Raw genomic sequence first — 20,195 nt, forward strand, 5'->3', positions numbered from 1 at the left:
GCCCGCCTGACACAGCTCGCGTTTGCTCATGGGGATTCCAATAATGAAAAACCCTTATGCTCCCGCTTTCTGGTGCGTGTGCTTCGCACTGGTGTTGTTATCGGCGGCTTACTTCTACGGCGTCATGCTCGCTCACCGAATCGACACGGCCATGGTGTTTCTCGACAGCGCCTGCCTGGTGATCGGCACCTTGTCCATCGGCGTCGTGGCCTGGGCGTCCTACCAAAATCTACGGGTGAAGAAAAAGCTCCTCGAACAAGGCAAGACCCGCGTTGCGATCTGGGACACCAAGGTCGCCCTGCGCCGGGTCGAAACCGTGTTCGACCGCTATTTCTGGGGCAGCTATTGGCAGCCCGGGCGTACCTTCCAGGAAGTCATGGGCGACCTGACCGGCACGCCCCTGGAAAAAAGTCTCGAAACCCTGAAAAAACAATGCGTGCTGCTCGATCGACAAATTGCCGAGGGTAGGCATTGGCTGAATAACGCGCGGGAATTGTCCGATGTCGCCACGCAGATGGCCCGAGAGCGCTACCAATTGGACTTCTGTGATCCCAAGGTCGATACCCCCGGCAATGCCGTAATACACCGTGAATTCGAGGTGTTGGTGTACACCTGGACCGCCCGTTTGAAGAGTTTCGACCACCAGTTGGACGAGATCGAAATGGAATACTCCTGAACTTGTGTAGAACTGATCCCTCTGAAAGTCTGGGCCGTTCGCGGCCCCCAGTGCTAATCTTCCCCCCGTTTTTCGGCGGGCTTGAGCCAACCTCACTTGGGGTTCAAGGAAGACAGCCCACTTCTCACAGGATTTGATCAGGTCACTTCATGAATAAGCCAGCAGTCGTTCTTTTGGGTTTCGTTGTCGCCGTTGGCGTCGTCAGTGCAGGCGGCGCCTGGTTTACCGGTAAACAACTGGAACCGGTGCTGCAAACCGCGATCCAGAACGCCAACAAGGAACTCAAGACCTCCATGGCCGGTGTCGACGGCACGATGGCCCTTGAGCTGGTGTCCCTGGACCGTGGCGTGTTCAGCAGCACCGCCCATTACCGCCTGAAAGCACAAGGCGCGGTCTTCGGCGAAGACAACCCGAACCCTGAATTGCTGTTCGTCGACCATATCGAACACGGCCCGCTGCCGGTCTCGCGCCTGGTCACGCTGAAATGGCTGCCAGTCATGGCCACCAGTCACTATGAGCTGGAAAAGAACCCCACCACCGAGAAGTGGTTTGCCGCCGCCAAAGACGTACCGCCGCTCAAAGGCGTGGCCAACATCGGCTACAGCCGCTCGGTCAACGGCAACGTCGAACTGCTGCCGCTGGAGTTCAAGGACGATAAGTCTTCCGTGAGTTTCTCCGGCGCCAACCTGAACTTCGACAGCAGCGCCGAAGGCAAGAAGGTCAAGGCCGACGGCTACATGAACAGCCTCAAGGTCGCCGTAGTCGACGCCAATGGCTCGCCGTTCGAAGCCGAACTGGCCGGGCTGACCGTGGCCAGCAACTTGGAGAAATCCACGTTCGGCTTCTACACCGGGCAGAACACCGTGGAACTGACCGACACCAAGCTCACCATGGGCCCGCAGAAGGCCGTGCTGACCCTCAAGGGCTTCGAGCAGAAAGACACCAGCGAAACCAAGGACAACAACCTGGCCGGCCGCGTCGACTACAAGATCGACGAGATCGGTTACCAGGGCAAACCCGTGGGTTCGGCCGCCATGGCGCTGAGCATGAAAAACGTCGACGTGCCGTCGATGCTGGTGCTGACCAAGCTCTATCAGGACAAAATGGCGCCGGTGCAGGCCGCTGCCGCCGCCGGTGAGCCGGCGCCTGAGCTGCAACTGAGCGAGGCCGAGCAGGCTTTGGCCGATACCAACGTCAACCAATTGCTGAGCGCCAAGCCGCAAGTGGCGGTGGAAAACCTGTCGCTGAAAACCACCCGTGGCGAAAGCAAATTCAACCTGATCGTGGACCTGGCCAAGCCGAGCAGCATGGAACTGCCGCCGATGGAGCTGGGCAAGCAGATCATCGCGTTGCTCGATGCCAACCTGAGCCTGTCTAAGCCTATGATCGCTGACGTTGCCGCCCTGCAGGCGCAGCTCGCCGGTGTGACCGCACCTGAAGCGATCGAGCAGCAATCCCAGATGGCCAGCGAGATGGTCAGCGGCGTTGCCGTCGGCACGCAACTGGCGACCCTGGTCGGCAGCGACGTGGTGTCCAAGCTGCACTACGCCAACAACGAAGTGACGTTCAACGGCCAGAAGATGACGGTTGAACAATTCCTCACCTTCGTGATGTCCAAAGTCGGTGCGATGAGCGGCGCGCAGTAAAAAATTCTGCACCACTCAGGAAAAAATAACGGGGGCGGGGTTGCGGGTGATACGGGTCAAATAGTCGCCATCGCGATTGGCTGATACCCCACTATCCCCGGCAAGTCCGCCCCCGTATTCATTTTTTAGTGTGTCGGGCAATTCTGAACAATTGTTATGAGTTGGCCTTTTTCTCACTTTCTTAAGGGATAGTTCCTACAGGAAAGCTAGGCCGGGTCCCGAGACGCCGGCACCCTGCAGCAAATTGCTCAGGACCACCTATCGTTACAGCTTTCCGTGTGTAAGGAAGCTCACGATATGTTGCCAAACCCACCACTCAGTGCATCAGGCCGGTTGCGACTGCTCGTCGGGGTCGCCTTGTGCAGCCAGTTGCTGATGCCCACCTTTGCCGTGGCCGACCCGGCCTATGACGCCCTGATCATCCAGGCGCGCAACGGCAACTTCACCCCCGCGCTGACCCAACTGCGCCAGCTGTCTGCCGAACGCCAGACGCCTGGCCAGGTCAGCGACCATCTGGTGATCGCCGGGTGGGCCGGCCAGGACGCCGAAGTGCTGAAGGTGTATGAGGCCCAGGGCAAGAATCGCAACCTGAGCACCCAGGCGCTCGCCACGGTGGCGCGCACCTATCGCAACCAACAGCAGTGGGCCAAGGCCGAGGCGGTGTATCGCCAGGCGTTGCTGCGTGAACCGAGCAATGTCGACCTGCAACTCGGCCTGGCGTTGACCCAGGCCGACGGCGGCCAAGCCAGCGAGGCCGTGCAGCGCACCCGCGCATTGGTCGCGGCCAAGCCCGACGACCCCAACCGGCGCATGGCCCTGGGCTACGCGTTGACCCGCGCCGGCTTGAACTACGATGCCCTGTTCGAATTCGACCAGGCCTTTATCCGCGCCGGCGACAAACCTGAAGTGGCCCGCGAATACATCGTCGCCCTGCAAAAGGCCCGCCTGCCAGAGCCGGCCTTGCGCCTGGCGGCCCAGCGCCCGGGCCTGCTCGACCCGGTCACCCAGCGCCGCCTCGAAGGCGACCTGGCCGCCGAGCGGGTACGCATGGCCGAGTTCGCCACGCGCACCGAGAAAGAACGCTACGTGATCGCCGACCGTGCCCTGCAGGACTACGACACACTGCTCGCCCGCTGGACCCCCGATGCCAGCGCCCATGACGACGTGGTGCGCTGGCGCATCGACCGCCTGGGCGCGCTCAAGGCTCGGGCGCGCACCGCCGAGGTGATTCGCGAGTACGAAACCCTCACGGCCGAAGGCGTGCAACTGCCAACCTATGCGGTGCGCTGGGTGGCAGCGTCTTACCTCGACCAGCGCCAGCCGGAAAAGGCCGAGCCGCTCTATCGTCAGGCGCTGAGCGCCACCGACGCCGAGCCCGATGACCGGGTCGAAGACAGCACGGCCTTGTTCTACGCCCTGCAGGAAAGCGACAAAGGTGTCGACGCCCGCGAGGTCGCCAATACCCTCGCCAACAACCAGAAACCTCGGGTCGAACTCAAAGGCTTGCCCATCGGCAACCCCAACGACGCGTGGATGGATGCTCAACAACTGTCGGCCCAGTCCGGCGTGTACGGCGGCGATCTGCCGGGCAGCGAAGCCGGCCTGGATGCGCTGGTAGCACGGGCGCCGGGCAACGTCGGCCTGCACCTGGCCCAGGCTGACATGTACCGCGCCCGCGACCTGCCACGGCGCGCCGAAGCGATCCTCAAGGAAACCGAAGCCCAGGTGCCGCGTGACATCGGCCTGGAAGTGTCCCAGGCCTACACCGCCATGGATCTGCAGGAGTGGCGCCAACTCGACGTGCTTGCCGACGACGTCATCGCCCGCAACCCCGACAGCCGCCAGGTGCAGCGCCTCCAGCGTCTGCGCAACGTCCACGACATGGCCGAGGTGCGCGTCGAGGCCTACACCGGCAAAAGCTATGGCGGCGGTAATAACGGTGACGTGGGGGCTGTCACCGGCAGCCGTGACTGGGGCATTGAAAGCGTGATCTACACGCCGCCCATCGATGAAGACTGGCGCCTGTTCGCCGGCGCCGGCTACGCCACCGCCGACTTTTCCGAAGGCACCGGCCAGCACCGTTGGCAGCGCGTGGGCGTGGAGCGGCGGACCCGCGACATGACCCTGGAAGCCGAGGTGTCCAACCACTCCTACGGCTTTGGCTCCAAACAAGGCGCGCGCGTGTCGATCGCCCGCGACATCAACGATAACTGGCAATACGGCGGCAGCCTCGATTACCTCTCGGCTACCACACCGTTACGTGCGCTGAATGCCGACATCACGGCCAACGGCGGCAGCGGCTTCATCCGCTGGCGCGCCAATGAAAGCCGTGAGTGGAAGCTGTCCCTCAGCCCGTCGCACTTCAGCGATGGCAACGACCGCGTCGAAACCTTGCTCACCGGCCGCGAGGGCATCTATAGCTCGCCGGGCGTGCAAGTGGACCTGGGCCTGGAAGTCAGCGCCAGCCGCAACAGCAAGGCCGACACGGTGTACTTCAATCCGAAGTCGGACTTCAGCGTGTTGCCCACCGTCACCGTCAACCATGTGCTCTATCACCGCTACGAGACCCAGTGGAGTCAGCAATTCCAAGTCGGTGCGGGTACGTATAGCCAGAAGGATTATTCCACCGGCGGCGTCGGCTTGATCGGTTACGGCCAACGCGTTCGCTGGAACGACGTTCTGGAAGCCGGCGCCAACCTGAGCCTGATCAGCCGACCCTATGACGGTGTTCGCGAACGCGATCTGCGTCTGCTCGTCGACCTCACTTACCGCTTCTAGAAGAGCCTGACCATGACTGTCCTCAGCCGTTGCTTGCTGGTCCTGGGTGTATTGCTGGCCAGTGCCTGCGCCCAGCAGCCCGCCCCCTTCACTCCACCCGCCGAGCGGCCGACCTCGGCCAACGAAGCGCCGTGGCCGAAAAACCATTTCCTGGGCATTGCCTACCACGATGTCGAGGATCGCGACCCCGACCAGACGGTAGTGGCAGTGCGTACCGAACGTTTGATCGAGCAGTTGGCCTGGCTGCGGGAGAACGGTTACCAGGCGGTCAGTGTTGACCAGATCCTCGCCGCCCGCCGTGGCGGTCCGGCGCTGCCGCCCAAAGCCGTGATGCTCAGTTTCGATGACGGCTATTCGAGCTTCTATACCCGCGTGATGCCGATACTGCGGGCCTACCACTGGCCGGCCCTGCTCGCGCCGGTCGGCGCTTGGATCGATACGCCGTTGAACCAACCGGTGGACTTCGCCGGCTCACCGCGCCCGCGAGGTGAGTTCCTGACCTGGGAGCAGATCCGCGAAGTGTCCCGCTCCGGCCTGGTGGAAATCGCTGCCCACACCGATGCCAGTCACAAAGGGATCCTGGCCAACCCCCAGGGCAACCTCGAACCGGCTGCGACCTCCCTGCGCTTCGATCCGGCCACGGGCCGCTATGAAACCCAGGCGCAGTTCGAGGCGCGGATGCGCGCGGACGTCGTGGCGATCTCCAACAAGATCCGCAGCGTCACCGGCAAGGCGCCACGGGTGTGGGTATGGCCCTATGGCGCGGCCAAGGGCACCTCGCTGGCGATCGTCGGCGAGCAGGGCTATGAAATGGCCCTGACCCTGGAAGATGGCCTCGATAGCTCGGCTAACCTGATGAACAGCCCGCGCTTCCTGGTGGCGTCCGACCCGGACGGCGAACATTTCGCCAACAGCATCGTCGCGGTGCAAACCCGGGCACCGCTGCGGGTGCTGCATGTGGACCTGGACAACGTCTACGACCCGGACCCGGCCCAACAAGCGCGCAACCTCGACCAATTGGTGCAGCGCGTGGTGGACATGGGCGCGGGCACCGTGTTCCTGCAAGCCTTCGCCGACCCCAAGGGTGACGGCCTGGTGCATCAACTGTACTTCCCCAACCGCCACTTGCCGGTGCGTGCCGACCTGTTCAACCGTGTCGCCTGGCAGTTGCACACCCGTGCCCATGCCAGCGTGTATGCCTGGATGCCGGTGCTCAGTTTTGCCCTCGACCCCAAGCTGCCCCGCGTGACCCGCTGGGACCCGGAGACCGGCAAGGTCGGCCTCGACCCGGATCAATACCAGCGCCTGTCGCCGTTCGACCCGCAGGTGCGCAAGATCATTGGCGAGATCTATGAGGACCTGGCCCGCAACAATGCCATCGACGGCGTGCTGTACCACGACGATGCGTTGCTGTCCGACTTCGAAGACGCCAGCCCCGCCGCGCTCAAGGTCTATGCCGCCAACGGCTTGCCCGCCAGCATTGCGGCCCTGCGCGCCGACCCGGCGGTGATGCAGCGTTGGACACGCTTCAAGAGTCGTTACCTGATCGATTTCACCCAGGAGTTGACTGCCAAGGTCCGCGCCATCGGTGGTCCGCAGGTGCAGACCGCGCGCAACATCTTCGCCGAGCCGATGCTCAATCCGCAGAGCGAAGCGTGGTTTGCGCAGAACCTCGACGACTTCCTCCAGACCTATGACTGGACCGCGCCGATGGCCATGCCGCTGATGGAAGGCGAGACCCTCAAAAATTCCAACGTATGGCTGGAAAAACTGGTCGCCACGGTCAAGGCGCGCCCCGGCGCACTGGACCGTACCGTATTCGAACTGCAAGCCAAAGACTGGCGCACCAAGGCCGCGCCGGACCTGAGCGGTGCGCAATTGGCTGAGTGGATGGGTGTACTCAAACGCCAGGGGGTCACGAGTTTTGGCTACTACCCGGACAACTTCCTGGAAAACTCCCCGGACCTGAAGACAGTGCGTCCGGCCCTTTCCAACCAATGGAACCCTTGACCATGTTCGATAGAATCCTGGCTTTATTCGTACTGGCGCTGGTGTTGGGCGTGCCTCTGGGGCTGATCTTCCTGATCACCGGGCAATTCCTGATGGACTTCGTGTTCTTCTACCCGCTGTTCATGTCGGCGCTGTGGATCGCCGGCGGCTTGTACTTCTGGCTGCACTGGGAACGCCACTGGCCTTGGGAAGAAGACACGCCGGCACCGACCCTGGCCGGCAACCCGCTGATCTCGATCATCATCCCTTGCTACAACGAAGGCGATAACGCCGCCGAAACCATTCATGCGGCGCTGGGCCAGTCGTACCCGAACATTGAAGTGATCGCCGTCAACGACGGCTCCAAGGACAACACGGCGGCGGTGCTCGACGCCTTGGCCCTGGAGCATCCACGCCTGCGGGTGCTGCACCTGGCGCAGAACCAGGGCAAGGCCGTGGCCTTGCGCATGGGCGCCGTGGCGGCGCGCAGTGAGTACCTGGTGTGCATCGACGGCGACGCGTTGCTCGACAAAAACGCGGCGGCCTACCTGGTTGCGCCGATGCTCGACAACCCGCGCCTGGGTGCCGTGACCGGCAACCCACGCATCCGCACGCGCTCGACCTTGATCGGCCGCGTGCAGGTGGGCGAGTTCTCCTCGATCATCGGCTTGATCAAGCGCACCCAGCGCGTATTCGGGCGGATCTTCACGGTGTCCGGTGTGGTGGTGGCGTTCCGTAAAAAGGCGCTCGACCGCATCGACTACTGGAGCACCAACATGATCACCGAAGACATCGATGTCAGTTGGAAGCTGCAACTCGATCACTGGAGCATCTTCTACGAGCCACGTGCCCTGTGCTGGATTCTCATGCCCGAAACCGTCGGAGGCCTGTGGAAACAGCGCCTGCGCTGGGCCCAGGGTGGCGCCGAAGTGCTGTTCAAGAACATCCGTGGCATCTGGCAATGGCGGCATCGCTACCTGTGGCCGCTGCTGTTCGAATACTGCCTGTCCACCGGCTGGGCCTTCACCTTCCTGTTGTCGGTGATCTTCTGGGGGCTGGGCAAATTCATGGTCTTGCCCCAAGCGATTGCGGTGGACTCCCTGGTGCCGCCGGCGTTTACCGGGCTGGTGCTGGCGATGGTGTGCCTGGTGCAGTTTGCCGTGAGCATCCTGATCGACCGGCGCTACGAAAAGGACCTGTGGAAAACCCTGTTCTGGACCGTGTGGTACCCGATGGTGTTCTGGCTGGTCAGCTTGTTCACCACGCTGGTCAGTTTTCCCAAGGTGTTGTTCAAACAGCATCAGAAGCGCGCGCGCTGGGTCAGCCCGGATCGCGGTATCAAACCTGCCAATGAGGACGTGTGATCATGAAACTGGTCCGAACTCGTCAACACCCGGTGATGTGGGGCATCGATGTGCTCTTGACCCTGCTGGCCTGGGGCGGGCTGATTTGGCTGATGATGCGCGGCATTACGTCGATGCTTGACAGCCATGGCGGCCCACGCCTGGAAGCGCCGATTTTCGCGGCGCTCAACACCCTGCAAATCTACCTGTGGATCGCCCTGTTCAACGCGGTGATCCTGATCAGTTGGGCGCGTTACCAGCAACGCAAGGGGCGCAAGTTCGCCCAGCGCCGTGCCGAGGCCAATGTGCTCAGTGACAAGCACCTTAGTGAAAGTTTTAAGCTGGAGGAGGGAGCCCTGGAGCAACTGCGCAGGCCGGGTGTGCTGGTCATCCACAACGATGAGCATGGCGGCGTCGAGGACGTGAAGTCGCATGTCTCGCGCGACGTGGAACGCCCGCCGCTGACCCTGGTGCCCGGCCAGGAAAAAGGCAAGGACATCGGCTGAAGGTCAAACCAAGCCGCCCTTTGTCGTCGCTGTGGAGCCCCGGCGAGGCTCTACAGCGCCTCCACCGGTTCTGCCGCATCAGGCTTGCCGCTCGTCCCCAATCGGCTTTCCCTGCAATGTCGATAAATGAGCTCTAGTTCACAAAATTCTTGCGAACTTTTCCGTCTTTCCCGGTACTAACCTAACTCGGCAATAACTTGATGGCCAAGTAGTGGCAATTAATAAGGTATTCGCTGAATCAACATCAAAATAGTTGCCGTTTGTCGGAACAATACTTCCGATGAAGAACCTTTCGTCTTTTTTGATTATTTTTATTGTTATTAATCAGTGTATTGCATAACTAACTAGAACTGACGTGCAACTAATCCATTTTCTTGGGTCAGCCGAAGTTCGATGTTAGTTTGCCGCGCCTTGATTTTCGACGGATCGAACATGTCTTTGTTATTGCCACGGACTCGGTATCTTCTGTGTACTTTGTTGCTCGCCGGGTTAAGCCTGAACAGCGCCACGGCCGCCCCCACGCCGGGCGATCAGGACCTGATCCGCGACCGCCAGAACCGCCTGCTCGACGAGCAGCGCCGGCGCCTCGACGAGCTCAAGGACCTGCCCGGCAAAGAAGCCAAGCCCCAGGCCCCGGCCACGCCCGCCGACAGCCGTTGCTTCCCGATCCGGGACATCACGCTCAAAGGCGCCGACAGCCTTCCCGCCGCCGACCGCGAGCGCCTGCTCAAACCCTATGTCGGCCAGTGCCTGGGCGTGTCGCAGCTCAATGAACTGCTCAAGGTCATCACCGATTACTACATCGACAAAGGCCGGGTCACCAGCCGCGCCTACTTGCCGCAGCAAGACCTTTCCAGCGGCCACCTCCAGGTGCTGGTGGTCGAAGGCAAACTCGAAGGACTCAAAGGCGCCCAAGGCAGCAGCGTGACCGATCGCGAGCTGGCCATGGCCTTTCCCGGCAAGGTCGGCGCGGCGCTCAACCTGCGCGAAGTCGAGCAACTGGTGGACCAGCTCAGCCGTTTGCCCTCCAAGCAGGCGCAAATGGAGCTGACCCCCGGCACCCAGGTAGGCGGCAGTGACGTCGTGGTCAAGAACACCCCACAAAAGCCCTGGCGCGCCAGCCTGTCGCGCAACAACGACGGGCAGAAAAGCACCGGCGAACAGCAATGGGGCGCCGGCCTGGAGTGGGACAGCCCGCTCGGCCTGGCCGACCAACTGGTGCTGCGCGGCGGCCACGATGCCGTCAGCGACCACCAGAAAACCTCGAAAAACAGCATGCTCTACTACAACGTGCCGTGGGGCTGGTGGAACTTCAGTTACACCTACAGCGAGAGCGATTACCGCACCCTGGCCGACCTCAATGGCTATAAGCTCAAGCAGTACGGCGACAGCCAGAACCACCAACTGCGCGCCGAGCGCGTGATCCATCGCGACGACGTGAGCAAGACCTCGGTCAACGTCGGCCTCGCCCATTTGCGCACCAACAACTACCTGCTCGATGCGCGCCTGGGCCCCAGCAGTAACCGCCTCAGCGAATTGCAGGTGGGTATCAACCACGGGCGGCGTATCGGCAGCGGGTTCGTCAACTTCGACCTGGGCATGCAGAACGGTATTGGCGCCTTCGATGCGCAAAGCAACAACCAGGAACGCGATCGCGAGGGCAACCTCACGTCCACGCCGAACTACCGCAAATACACCGCCACCGTCAGCTACCTGCAGCCGTTCACGCTGTGGGGCGAGTCCTTCAGTTTTTCCAGCCTGGCTACCGGCCAACGCAGTGAAGACGTGCTGTTCAGCCCGCAGCGCATCAGCCTCGGCGGCTCGGCCTCGGTGCGCGGCTTCAAAGACCAGCAACTGAGCGGCGACAGCGGTGGCTACTGGCGCAACGACGTGCGCTGGGCGCGCCCGGTGACGCTCGATTGGCTGCGTCCGGCCTTTGCCGAATACGGCGCCAGCGTCGGCTACGACCAAGGTGTGATCAGCCACGGTCGCTACAACGACGACGTACACGGTCGGGTCTCGAGCAACTCCCTGGAGCTGTTCGCCCGGGGCAAACACGTCAGCACCAGCGTGACGTTTGCCCATTCTTTGGAACGCCCGGCAGTGATGAGCGAGCGCGAAGCGCCGATCTACTTCCGTATGGATTTCTTCCTGTAATTCAACGCCCCGTTACATCGAGAATTTGAAAATGGATGTTCGCCAATTTGCCTTTCTGGCCCGCCAACCTTCTGCCGCACTGAAGCCGCGCGACGCGTTCTTCGGCCTGCCCAAGCGCGGGCTGGCGTTGATCCTCGCCAACGCGCTGTTCTGGCAGCCGCTGCTGGCCCAGGCCGAGGGCATCGTGGTCAGCGCGCCCGGCACCAGCGTCGGCGCCGCGGGCAATGGCGTGCCAGTGGTGAACATCGCCACACCGAACGGCAGTGGCCTGTCGCACAACCAGTTCAAGGACTACAACGTCGGCCCCAACGGCGTGATCCTCAACAACGCCAGCGGCGCGGTGACCAACACCCAACTGGGCGGCTACATCGTCGGCAACCCCAACCTCAAGGGCGGCGCGGCCAGCGTCATCCTCAACGAAGTCAACGGCGGCAACCCCAGCCAGTTGCGCGGCTACACCGAAGTGGCGGGGCAGTCGGCCAAGGTCATCGTCGCCAACCCCTACGGCATCAGTTGCAACGGCTGCGGCTTCATCAACACCCCCAACGCCACCCTGACCACCGGCAAACCCGTCATCGACACCGTCGGCCGCCTGGACCACTACCAGGTCGACGGCGGTGCCGTGACCATTGACGGCCAGGGCTTGAACGCGAGCAACGTCGACCGCTTCGAAATCATCACCCGCTCGGCCAAGATCAATGCGCAGATCAATGCGCGCGAGTTGACCGTGATCGCCGGGCGCAATGACGTCGACGCGCAAAGCCTGAAAACCACCGCGCGCGCCGACGATGGCAGCGCCAAGCCGGAACTGGCAATCGACTCCAGCGCCTTGGGCGGCATGTACGCCGGCGCGATCAAACTGGTCGGCACCGAAGCCGGCGTGGGCGTGAAGCTCGACGGTACGTTGGCGGCCAGTGGTGGGGATATTCAGTTGGATGCCAATGGCCATTTGAGCATGGCGCAGGCCGCCTCCAGCGGCGCGGTAGACATCAAGGCGGCGAGCCTAGACGCCGGCGGGCCGGTGTACGCCGGTACCACGCTCAAGGTGCAAACCAAAGGCGAGCTGAACAACCGCAAGACCCTCGCCGCGCGCGACAGCATCACCCTGACCAGTAACGGCCAGTTGACCAACAACGGCATCATCGAAGCCGGCGTCAACGCCGACAACACCCGCAATACCAATGGCGACGTCAAACTCGACGCCCAGCACATCACCAACACCGGCACGGTGGTTGCCAACCGCACGCTCACCGCCACCGCCACGCAAACCCTGAACAACCGCGGCGGTACCTTGAGTGCCCGACAGGCGCTGAACGTCACTGCCGACAGCGTCGACAACCAGAACAAAGGTCGCCTGCTCAGCGATAACACCCTGACCGTCAACAGCGTCCAGCTCAACAACAGCCATGGCGGCGTGATCTCCAGCGACGGTACGCAAACCCTGATCGTCAGCGGCTTGCTGGACAACAGCCAGGGCGGCTCCATCGACAGCACTGGCGCGATAGAGCTGCGCGGCCAAACCCTGGACAACGGCACCGGCAGCCTGACCAGCGGCGGCGCGATCACCCTCGACCTGATCGGTGATCTGATCAACCGCAACGGCAAGCTGGCGAGTGGCGGGCCGTTGCTGGTCCAGCGTGCCGGCCACCTCGATAACCAGGGCGGAAAACTCGCCAGCCAGGGTCTGCTGACCCTGTTCGCCAACAGTATCGACAACCAGAACAGCGGTACGCTGGCGGCCAACGCTGGCGTGAAACTCACTACCAGCGGCCTGGTGCAGAACGGCACCAACGGTTTGATCCACAGCGAAAAAGCCGGCCTTGACTTGACGCTCGGCAGCCTCGACAACACGGGTGGGCGGCTCGCGGCCAAGGCCGGTGATGTGCTGATCGACGCCAGCCAGTTCAACAACGGCAACGGCGCCGTGTTCGCCGCCAATCGCGTGTCCCTGCGTGGCGGCAATGTCGACAACGCCGGGCAGATCGCCGGGCAAACCGTCGACGTCAGGCTGCGTGGCTCGCTCACTAACCGTGGCTTGATAGAAAGCGCCACGACCCTCGACATCGGCACCGCCAGCCTGACCAACAGTGGCCAGATGCGGGCACTCGGCCCCGGCGGAAAAACCCGTTACGCCATCGATGGCCTGCTGAACAACAGCGGCAGCCTGGAAACCGCCAACACCGAGCTGAGCCTCGCCGCCGGCACGTTCCAGAATACTGGCGGCAGTGTGCTGCATGTGGGCACGGGCGCGCTCGACCTCAGCGGCATCAGCCTCGATGACGTCGGTGGCAGCCTGGTGACCCACGGCGACCTGACCCTCAACAAAGCCAGCTGGACCAACAGCACGGTAATTCAGGCAGGGCGCTTGACGGTCAATGTCGACAACCTGCAGCAGACCGCCAGCGGCAAATTGCTCGGCAGCAGCAGCCTGATCGGCCGCGGCCAGGACTGGACCACCGCAGGCGCCATCGCCAGTAACGGCAGTCTCGACCTGACGTTCGGCGGGGCCCTCAACAACAGCGGTCGCGTCACTGCCGCCACCGACCTCAGCCTGCGCGCTGCCGCCGTCAACAACCTCGGCACCCTCGGCAGCGGCCGGGCAATGACCGTCACCGCCGCCAGCCTGCTCAACGACCACGGTCTGGTCTTCAGCGGTGGCGACATGGGCCTGCGCGTTGACCGCCTGAAAAACCTCGGCGCCGACATTTACGCCATGGGCAACCTGCGCGTGGACCGCGACGGCCAGGGCGGGTTGGCCAGCAGCATTATCAACAGCTCATCCTCGATCCAGACCGACGCCGGCCTGATCCTCGCGGCGAGCACGATCCAGAATATCCGCACGATGCTGACCAGCGAATCGGGTATCTACAGCGCGTCCATCACGCCCACGGCCTGCATCTTCAACGTCACCGGCGGCGACTGCGACGGCGGCAAGGAAAACCGTCCGTACCTGATTGCCCAGCGTGAGCACTTGATTGTCACGCAAGCCAGCGCGGCCTCGAGCATCACCTCCGGCGCCAACATGTTGCTCACTGGTGGAGCGTTGCTCAACAGCAGCAGTAGCATCGCAGCGGGCGGCAATCTGACCGCCACCGTCAACCAACTGACCAACGTGGGCCTGGTGACCCACGACACCCTCAGCGAACGCATCTTCGCCTCCGAGCGCAGTCGCCACCCGGAAATCTGGGCCGGGCCGGCCGCTGCCTTTAGCCAGCGCTATTCGATCGGCGGCGCGAATTACGATCCGCAGAACATGAGCGGCGTCGAAGCTGCCATGGCCGCTTTTATCGGCACCATGGAACGCGAATGGGTCGGCCTCAAGACGACTGAGCTGGCACCCTCGGACCAGCGCTATGGCGCCGTGATCCAGGCCGGTGGTGCGGTCGATGTGAGGGCCCAGGCCGGTATCGACAACAGCGTTGTACGCGGCGGTTACACCTACGTGGGCAGCGGTGTCAAAGCCAACACCCGCGCACCGGGTTACTCCACCCTGATCAGCCTCAACTCGCAATTGCCGCCGGATGTTGCCCAGCAACAGATCAACCCGCTGGGCCTGCCCGGCTTTGGTTTGCCCACCGGGCAGAACGGCTTGTTCCACCTCAACGATGGCAACGGCGTCAACGGCCTGCCCACCAGCCAGTTCACGGCGAGCCCGCATAAGTACCTGATCGAAACCAACCCGGCGCTGACCGACATGCGTCAGTTCCTGGGTTCGGATTACCTGCTGACCAAGCTCGGCTACGACCCCGACACCGCGCAAAAGCGCCTGGGCGACGGCTTCTACGAACAACGCCTGATCCAGCAAGCCGTCCTTGCCCGCACCGGCCAGCGCTTCATCGACGGCCAGACCAGCGACGCCGACTTGTTCAAGCACTTGATGGACAACGCCATAGGCAGCAAAACCGCGCTCAACCTGTCGGTAGGCGTCAGCCTCACCGCCGAACAGGTCGCCGCCCTGACCCACGACATCGTCTGGCTGGAAAACGCTACCGTCGCCGGCCAGCCAGTACTGGTGCCCGTGCTGTACCTGGCCCAGGCCAACAACCGCCTGGCCCCCAACGGCGCATTGATTTCCGGCAGCGACCTCAGCCTGATGGCCGGCACCGACCTCAACAACGTCGGCACCTTGCGCGCCACCAGCAGCCTGCTCGCCAGTGCTGGCGGCAATCTGACCAACAGCGGCCTGATGGAAGCCGGCGGGCGCCTCGACCTGCTCAGCGGCAATAACCTGAGCAACCGCGCCGGTGGCGTGATCGTCGGTCGCGATGTCAACCTCGCCGCCGGTGCCGAGCTGCTCAACCAGCGCACCGTCACCACCCACGAAAGCGCCAGCAACTACCGCACCGAACGCAGCGACTTCGTCGACAACGCCGCCCGCATCGAATCGGCCAACGCCCTCACCCTGCAAGCCGGCGGCAACATCAACAACGTAGGCGGCGTGCTCAAAAGCGGCGCCGACACCACCGCCCAGGCCAAAGGCGACGTCAACATCAGCGCCTCGCAAACCCTGAGCAGCGGCAACATCGGCAGCCGTTCGAACTTCACCACCATCGCCCAGCAAGGCTCCGTGGTCGAAGCCGGCCGCGACCTGCATGTGGTCGCCGGGCGCGACATCAGCGCCGTGGCCAGCCAGGTCGAAGCCAAGCGCGACATCAACCTGATTGCCACCCGCGACCTCAACGCCATCGCGGCAGCCAACGAGCAGCATTCGACGTACAACTCGAAAAAAATCAAAAGCATCGAAGACCACGTGCAGCAAGTGTCCAGCGTGATCAAGGCCGGCGGCGACGCCACCCTGAGCGCCGGGCAGAACCTGCAACTGGTGGCCAGCCAGGTGAATGCCGGCAACGAGGCGTACCTGGTATCCGGCAAAAACCTCAGCCTGCGCAGCGCCGAAGACCAGGACTACAGCTTCTACAGCAAGACCAAGAAAACCTCCCAGGGCAAAAAATTCCGCCTGGATGAAACCGATGTAGTGAACAACGTTGGCAGCCTGGTCAGTGCGGGGACGAACAGCACCGTCGTCGCCGGTGCAGACCTGCTGCTGGCCGGCAGTGCCGTCACCGCCGAAAAAGGCGCCACCCAACTGGTCGCCGGCCAAGACGTGAATATCCTCGCCGTCAGCAATGCCGACAGCGCCCGTCACGAACGCAAGGAAAGCAAAAGCAGCTGGGGCGGCCTGAAGTCGAGCAAGGTCCAGGACAACGTCGACGAAAAACGCACCACCGCCATGGGCAGCATGGTCTCCGGCGAAACGGTCACCGTCGCGGCCAAACGCGATGCCACCGTCACCGGCTCGTCCCTGGCCAGCACCGGCGACCTCGCCGTCCAGGCCGGCCGCGACCTGACCATCGACGCGGCGCAGAACACCTTCGCCCGCACCGACATGCACAAGGAAAAAAATCGCGACCTGACCGGCGTGTTGACCGGCAACAAGCTCGGTCTGGATGACATGACCGGCAACCAGAAGCTGTACATCAACAGCTCGAAGCACAACGGCACGGCCAATGAGATGACCTTGACCGGCAGCACTATTGGTTCGAGTGCGGGGAATGTGTCGTTGACGGCGGGGCGTGAGTTGAAGGTGGTTGCCAGTGATCTGGTGAGCACCAAGAACATGGAGTTGAGTGGTGCCAATGTCACCGTTACTTCAGGGATGGAGACTGCCAGTCAGACCAGTAAGGACAGTTCCAAGAGCTTGGCGGTTGGACGCGTGATCGCGGGCTCGGTAGTGGACACCGCCACCAGCATGCGCGACGCCGTCAAAGCGGCCCGTAGTGCTGATGACCCACGACTTAAGGCAGTCAAAATCGCCCAGGCAGCCCTAGCCGCCTACAACCTGAACGGCCAGGCTTCGGACGCCAATGCGCAAAGCTCCGGCTTCAAAAACAAAACCGGCGGCACGCCCGGCAACGGTTCGCTGATCAAGATCGGTACTGAACTGGCCAATAACCGCAGCAAGAACAGCAGCGAATTCAACAGTGTCACCGCCAAGCAGAGCACGCTCAACGCAGGGCAAGACTTGTCGATCGTTGCCACGGGCGCTGCGGCGGGTACTCAGGGTGATATCCAGATCACCGGCAGCAGCTTGAAAGCCGCCAACACCTTGTTGTTAGCTAAAAACGATGTGTTGATGCAAAGCGCACAAAACACCACCGACCGCAAAAACGAAGGGTCGAAAAGTAAAACCGCCATCGGCGCCAGCTTCAATATTGGCGAGCAAAACGGCTTCACCCTCGACCTCGGAGCGCAGGGTGCCAAGAACAATGGCAACGGTAACTCCGTCACTCAGGTCAATAGCACCCTCGATACAGGCAGCCTGTTGTTACAAAGCGGTGGCGATACCACCCTCAAAGGCGCCCAGGTTCGTGCGGACAGTATCAAGGCAGATATTGGCGGCAACCTCAATATCATCTCCCTCCAAGACACCGAGTCTTCGCGCAGCAAACAGAGCAGCGCAGGCTTCGGCGCCAGTATCTGCATCCCGCCGTTCTGCTACGGCTCTACCGTAGCGGGCTCGGCGAACCTTGCCGCCGCCAATATGAACAGCGACTACAAGGGCGTGACCGACCAGAGCGGTTTGTATGCGGGCACGGGCGGCTACGAAATCAATGTCGGCAAGAACACCACCCTGCAAGGCGCGGTGATTGCCAGTGAAGCGTCAGCTGATAAGAACCGGCTCAGCACTGACCGCCTGATCGTCAGCGACATCAAGAATGTCAGCGAAATCAAAAGTCAGTCTGCCGGTATTTCGGTGTCTTCCAGTAGTACCAGCGGTGCGTCGATGGGCGGCAGCATCCCGATAGCACTCAAGGAGAAAGACCATAGCTACACCCGTAGCGCGGTCAGCGAAGGCACGATTGTGGTTCGCAATGCCGAAGGCGCCAATGACCTAGTGGGGCTGAACCGTGACACCGCCAATGCCAATCAGAAACTTGACCGGCCTGATGAAAAGGCCATGCAAGAGCGTATTGACCTGATCCAAAGCTCGGCGCAGTTGGCCAGTGGGGTGATCAGTGCGGTAGGCAGGGCGAAGGCCGATGAGGCCAAGAAGCTTGGGCAGGCGGCGAAGGAACAAGCAGACGCAGGCTCGCCTGGTGCTGCTGATACCGCCCGTGCTGCTGATCTGGCTTATTCGGAAGCCAAGCGTTGGCAGTTCGGCGGCGACAAGAAAATGATGGCCGATATCGCGACGGGACTGATCGCCGCGGGGCTTGGTGGCGCGCCCGTCGGTACGACAGTCGGTATCGTTGCCAATACAGCTTCCAGCGAGATCTTCAAGCGAGTGGGTGATTACGCCGAGGCGCAATCCCTGAACCCGAAATCGGATGCGGCCACCCGAGCCGCATGGGCAGAAGGTGGAGCAGCACGCGTCATGTTGCACGCGTTGGCAGGTGCCGCCATTGGGTTGTCCAGCGGCAGCGTGGAAAGTGGCGCGTTGGGGGCCGGTGCTTCTGCTGCGTTGATGCCCTCGATTGCAAAGGCGTTGGAAAACAGCAAATTATCTGAGGCCAGCCAGGACAACATCGCCGCGTTGGTTGCGACCGGGATCGGCGCTGGAGCAGGCGCCGGGAATGGCACCGGCGGCGCTGCTGTCGGGGCCGGGACCGGTTACGGCGTCGAAGTATTCAATCGACAACTTCACCTGACCCAAGAGGTGCCACTACTCAAGAAGAAAGCTGAAGAGTTAGAGAAAACCTGGCGCAAGCCAAAATCGGATGCCTCTTGGGAAGACTTGTTGCGTATGGCAGCAGGATCAAAGGTCGATGCCGTCGAAAACGCCCGTTTAGATGCACTGGAAAAGAACTGGGGCAGCGACCCGACGCGGGATTGGCTTGATCGTGATTTGGCGATTGCCAGAGGCGCGATTCAAGAATTGGCTGATCAGAAGATTCGATTAACGTGGAAAGACGGCACCGCAATTATTGCCAATGGCTCTGCAGTTTATGCGTTCAACTCCACCAAAGAGCAGTTTGTAGACACGAGCCTTTTTAATGGTTTGGGCGACGGCCTTTATGGCGAATTGAGCTTGTTTGACAAATGGGTTCAATACGGTCGGGAGCAGGCAGATGCACATGCGACAGAATTCATTAACGTCTCGACCGACGAGCTGGCTTCAAAAGACGCGATGTCGAGGCTGTTGTTATTAGCTAGGAAATCGGCTGAACCGGTCACGGCGTTGGATGAGGCGGCCCTTTCGCTCACAGGTGTAGGTCTGGGAGCGAGGATTTCGGCGGCCATTGCCGCTGCCTTTGCGAAAAGGAAATTGGCGACGGAGGCGTCAGGTGAGGTTTTCGTCCTTGGGGCAAACGGTACAAAAGAAATACCTAAGGAATTAGGTAAAGTGTCTTTTGATGCAGCTAATGGTGTGGGAACCATCTACTCTCCAAGAGTCACCATGAGCGGAAGTGAAATAACATTTGATGAGTTTGCGATAGGTACTTCGAAAGGATTCATTGGCGTTGGTGCTGATGGGGCCGCTGAATTAGCAGGACCATTGAAGAAAATGCTTGCTTATGCTCAGTCCCAAGGTGCAGTAAAAATTACTCTGACAGGTCGCTATGCATCCCCAGAAGGCTCTAAGCTTGGGACAGGTAGTTTTTATAATGTAAATCAGAATTTTTCCTTTAGCTTTCCCGCGACTAAGGAAGGCTTGAGGGATTTTTTAAAAGGGGTTGGACAATGAAGGTTCGTCGAACACTTGAAAAAAGGATGAAAGATGTTGAAGCCTTAGGTCGTGGGTTCTTTCATGAGGAAGCTGAAGATGGTGACATTTTATTTTCTACTGGGATAGAGGGTGGAAGGTTAGATGTATATGTTGACGGTTTTTTCTTTGGAAATAATGAAGTTGCGAATAAGGTGTTGTTTGCTGATATTTCTAGTATTGAAAGTCACCTGAATGTAGAACTTTTTTCGAATTCGAGTCGCTCGGGGGATGTTGATTTTTACGTTCCCTTAGATGTGAAATGTGGCTTGTCCAATTTTGCGTTATTTTTACCATTCTTGACTTACTCTAATGTTATGAATATTTTGGTTGGGCTTAGAGAGGATTGGGTGAGGCAGATATCTCCTAAAGGATAGTTGGTACAAAAGAGGTAGG

General features: G+C 61.3%; 9 protein-coding genes. All 9 read left to right on the plus strand.

Annotated features, from left to right (window positions below; translation table 11 throughout):
* The first annotated feature begins 43 nt into the window (after positions 1-43).
* The 9 genes from ACS5Q8_RS00755 (at position 44) to ACS5Q8_RS00795 (ending at position 20,176) form a co-directional block, all read left to right on the plus strand.
* Positions 44-676, plus strand: coding sequence for an NADH:ubiquinone oxidoreductase subunit N (locus tag ACS5Q8_RS00755; RefSeq protein WP_276195732.1), 633 nt, complete (start codon positions 44-46; stop codon positions 674-676).
* A 149-nt stretch (positions 677-825) separates the two neighbouring features.
* Entirely contained in the window at positions 826-2,322 is a 1,497-nt protein-coding gene (locus ACS5Q8_RS00760) for a YdgA family protein (protein ID WP_465159734.1), read from the plus strand.
* A 297-nt stretch (positions 2,323-2,619) separates the two neighbouring features.
* Positions 2,620-5,100, plus strand: coding sequence for a poly-beta-1,6 N-acetyl-D-glucosamine export porin PgaA (pgaA, locus tag ACS5Q8_RS00765; RefSeq protein WP_465159735.1), 2,481 nt, complete (start codon positions 2,620-2,622; stop codon positions 5,098-5,100).
* A 12-nt stretch (positions 5,101-5,112) separates the two neighbouring features.
* The gene (pgaB, locus tag ACS5Q8_RS00770) at positions 5,113-7,110 is read left to right on the plus strand and encodes a poly-beta-1,6-N-acetyl-D-glucosamine N-deacetylase PgaB (RefSeq protein WP_276195735.1); all 1,998 of its coding nucleotides are present in this window, start codon (positions 5,113-5,115) and stop codon (positions 7,108-7,110) included.
* Between the two features lie 2 nt (positions 7,111-7,112).
* The gene (gene pgaC / locus ACS5Q8_RS00775; RefSeq protein ID WP_276195736.1) at positions 7,113-8,453 is read left to right on the plus strand and encodes a poly-beta-1,6-N-acetyl-D-glucosamine synthase; all 1,341 of its coding nucleotides are present in this window, start codon (positions 7,113-7,115) and stop codon (positions 8,451-8,453) included.
* A 2-nt stretch (positions 8,454-8,455) separates the two neighbouring features.
* Positions 8,456-8,938, plus strand: a complete 483-nt coding sequence (gene pgaD, locus ACS5Q8_RS00780; RefSeq protein WP_465159736.1) for a poly-beta-1,6-N-acetyl-D-glucosamine biosynthesis protein PgaD — start codon at positions 8,456-8,458, stop codon at positions 8,936-8,938.
* Positions 8,939-9,370: 432 nt separating this feature from the next.
* The gene (locus tag ACS5Q8_RS00785; RefSeq protein ID WP_465159737.1) at positions 9,371-11,095 is read left to right on the plus strand and encodes a ShlB/FhaC/HecB family hemolysin secretion/activation protein; all 1,725 of its coding nucleotides are present in this window, start codon (positions 9,371-9,373) and stop codon (positions 11,093-11,095) included.
* Between the two features lie 31 nt (positions 11,096-11,126).
* Positions 11,127-19,781 carry a hemagglutinin repeat-containing protein gene (locus ACS5Q8_RS00790; RefSeq protein WP_465159738.1) on the plus strand — a complete coding sequence of 2,885 codons (8,655 nt, stop codon included), beginning with the start codon at positions 11,127-11,129 and terminating at the stop codon, positions 19,779-19,781.
* Positions 19,778-20,176 (plus strand): hypothetical protein, encoded by a 399-nt coding sequence (locus ACS5Q8_RS00795; protein ID WP_226501951.1) that lies wholly within the window; start codon positions 19,778-19,780, stop codon positions 20,174-20,176. The genes ACS5Q8_RS00790 and ACS5Q8_RS00795 overlap by 4 nt, the downstream gene beginning before the upstream one ends.
* Positions 20,177-20,195 lie beyond the last annotated feature (19 nt).

It is taken from the genome of Pseudomonas sp. PAMC25584, assembly GCF_058135675.1.

What these genes read in the sequence shown, in the direction of transcription:
- pgaD (WP_465159736.1), top strand. Translation starts at nt 8,456, where the DNA reads ATGAAACTGGTCCGAACTCGTCAACACCCGGTGATGTGGGGCATCGAT.
- ACS5Q8_RS00755 (WP_276195732.1), top strand. Translation starts at nt 44, where the DNA reads ATGAAAAACCCTTATGCTCCCGCTTTCTGGTGCGTGTGCTTCGCACTG.
- ACS5Q8_RS00760 (WP_465159734.1), top strand. Translation starts at nt 826, where the DNA reads ATGAATAAGCCAGCAGTCGTTCTTTTGGGTTTCGTTGTCGCCGTTGGC.
- ACS5Q8_RS00795 (WP_226501951.1), top strand. Translation starts at nt 19,778, where the DNA reads ATGAAGGTTCGTCGAACACTTGAAAAAAGGATGAAAGATGTTGAAGCC.
- ACS5Q8_RS00790 (WP_465159738.1), top strand. Translation starts at nt 11,127, where the DNA reads ATGGATGTTCGCCAATTTGCCTTTCTGGCCCGCCAACCTTCTGCCGCA.
- pgaB (WP_276195735.1), top strand. Translation starts at nt 5,113, where the DNA reads ATGACTGTCCTCAGCCGTTGCTTGCTGGTCCTGGGTGTATTGCTGGCC.
- pgaA (WP_465159735.1), top strand. Translation starts at nt 2,620, where the DNA reads ATGTTGCCAAACCCACCACTCAGTGCATCAGGCCGGTTGCGACTGCTC.
- pgaC (WP_276195736.1), top strand. Translation starts at nt 7,113, where the DNA reads ATGTTCGATAGAATCCTGGCTTTATTCGTACTGGCGCTGGTGTTGGGC.
- ACS5Q8_RS00785 (WP_465159737.1), top strand. Translation starts at nt 9,371, where the DNA reads ATGTCTTTGTTATTGCCACGGACTCGGTATCTTCTGTGTACTTTGTTG.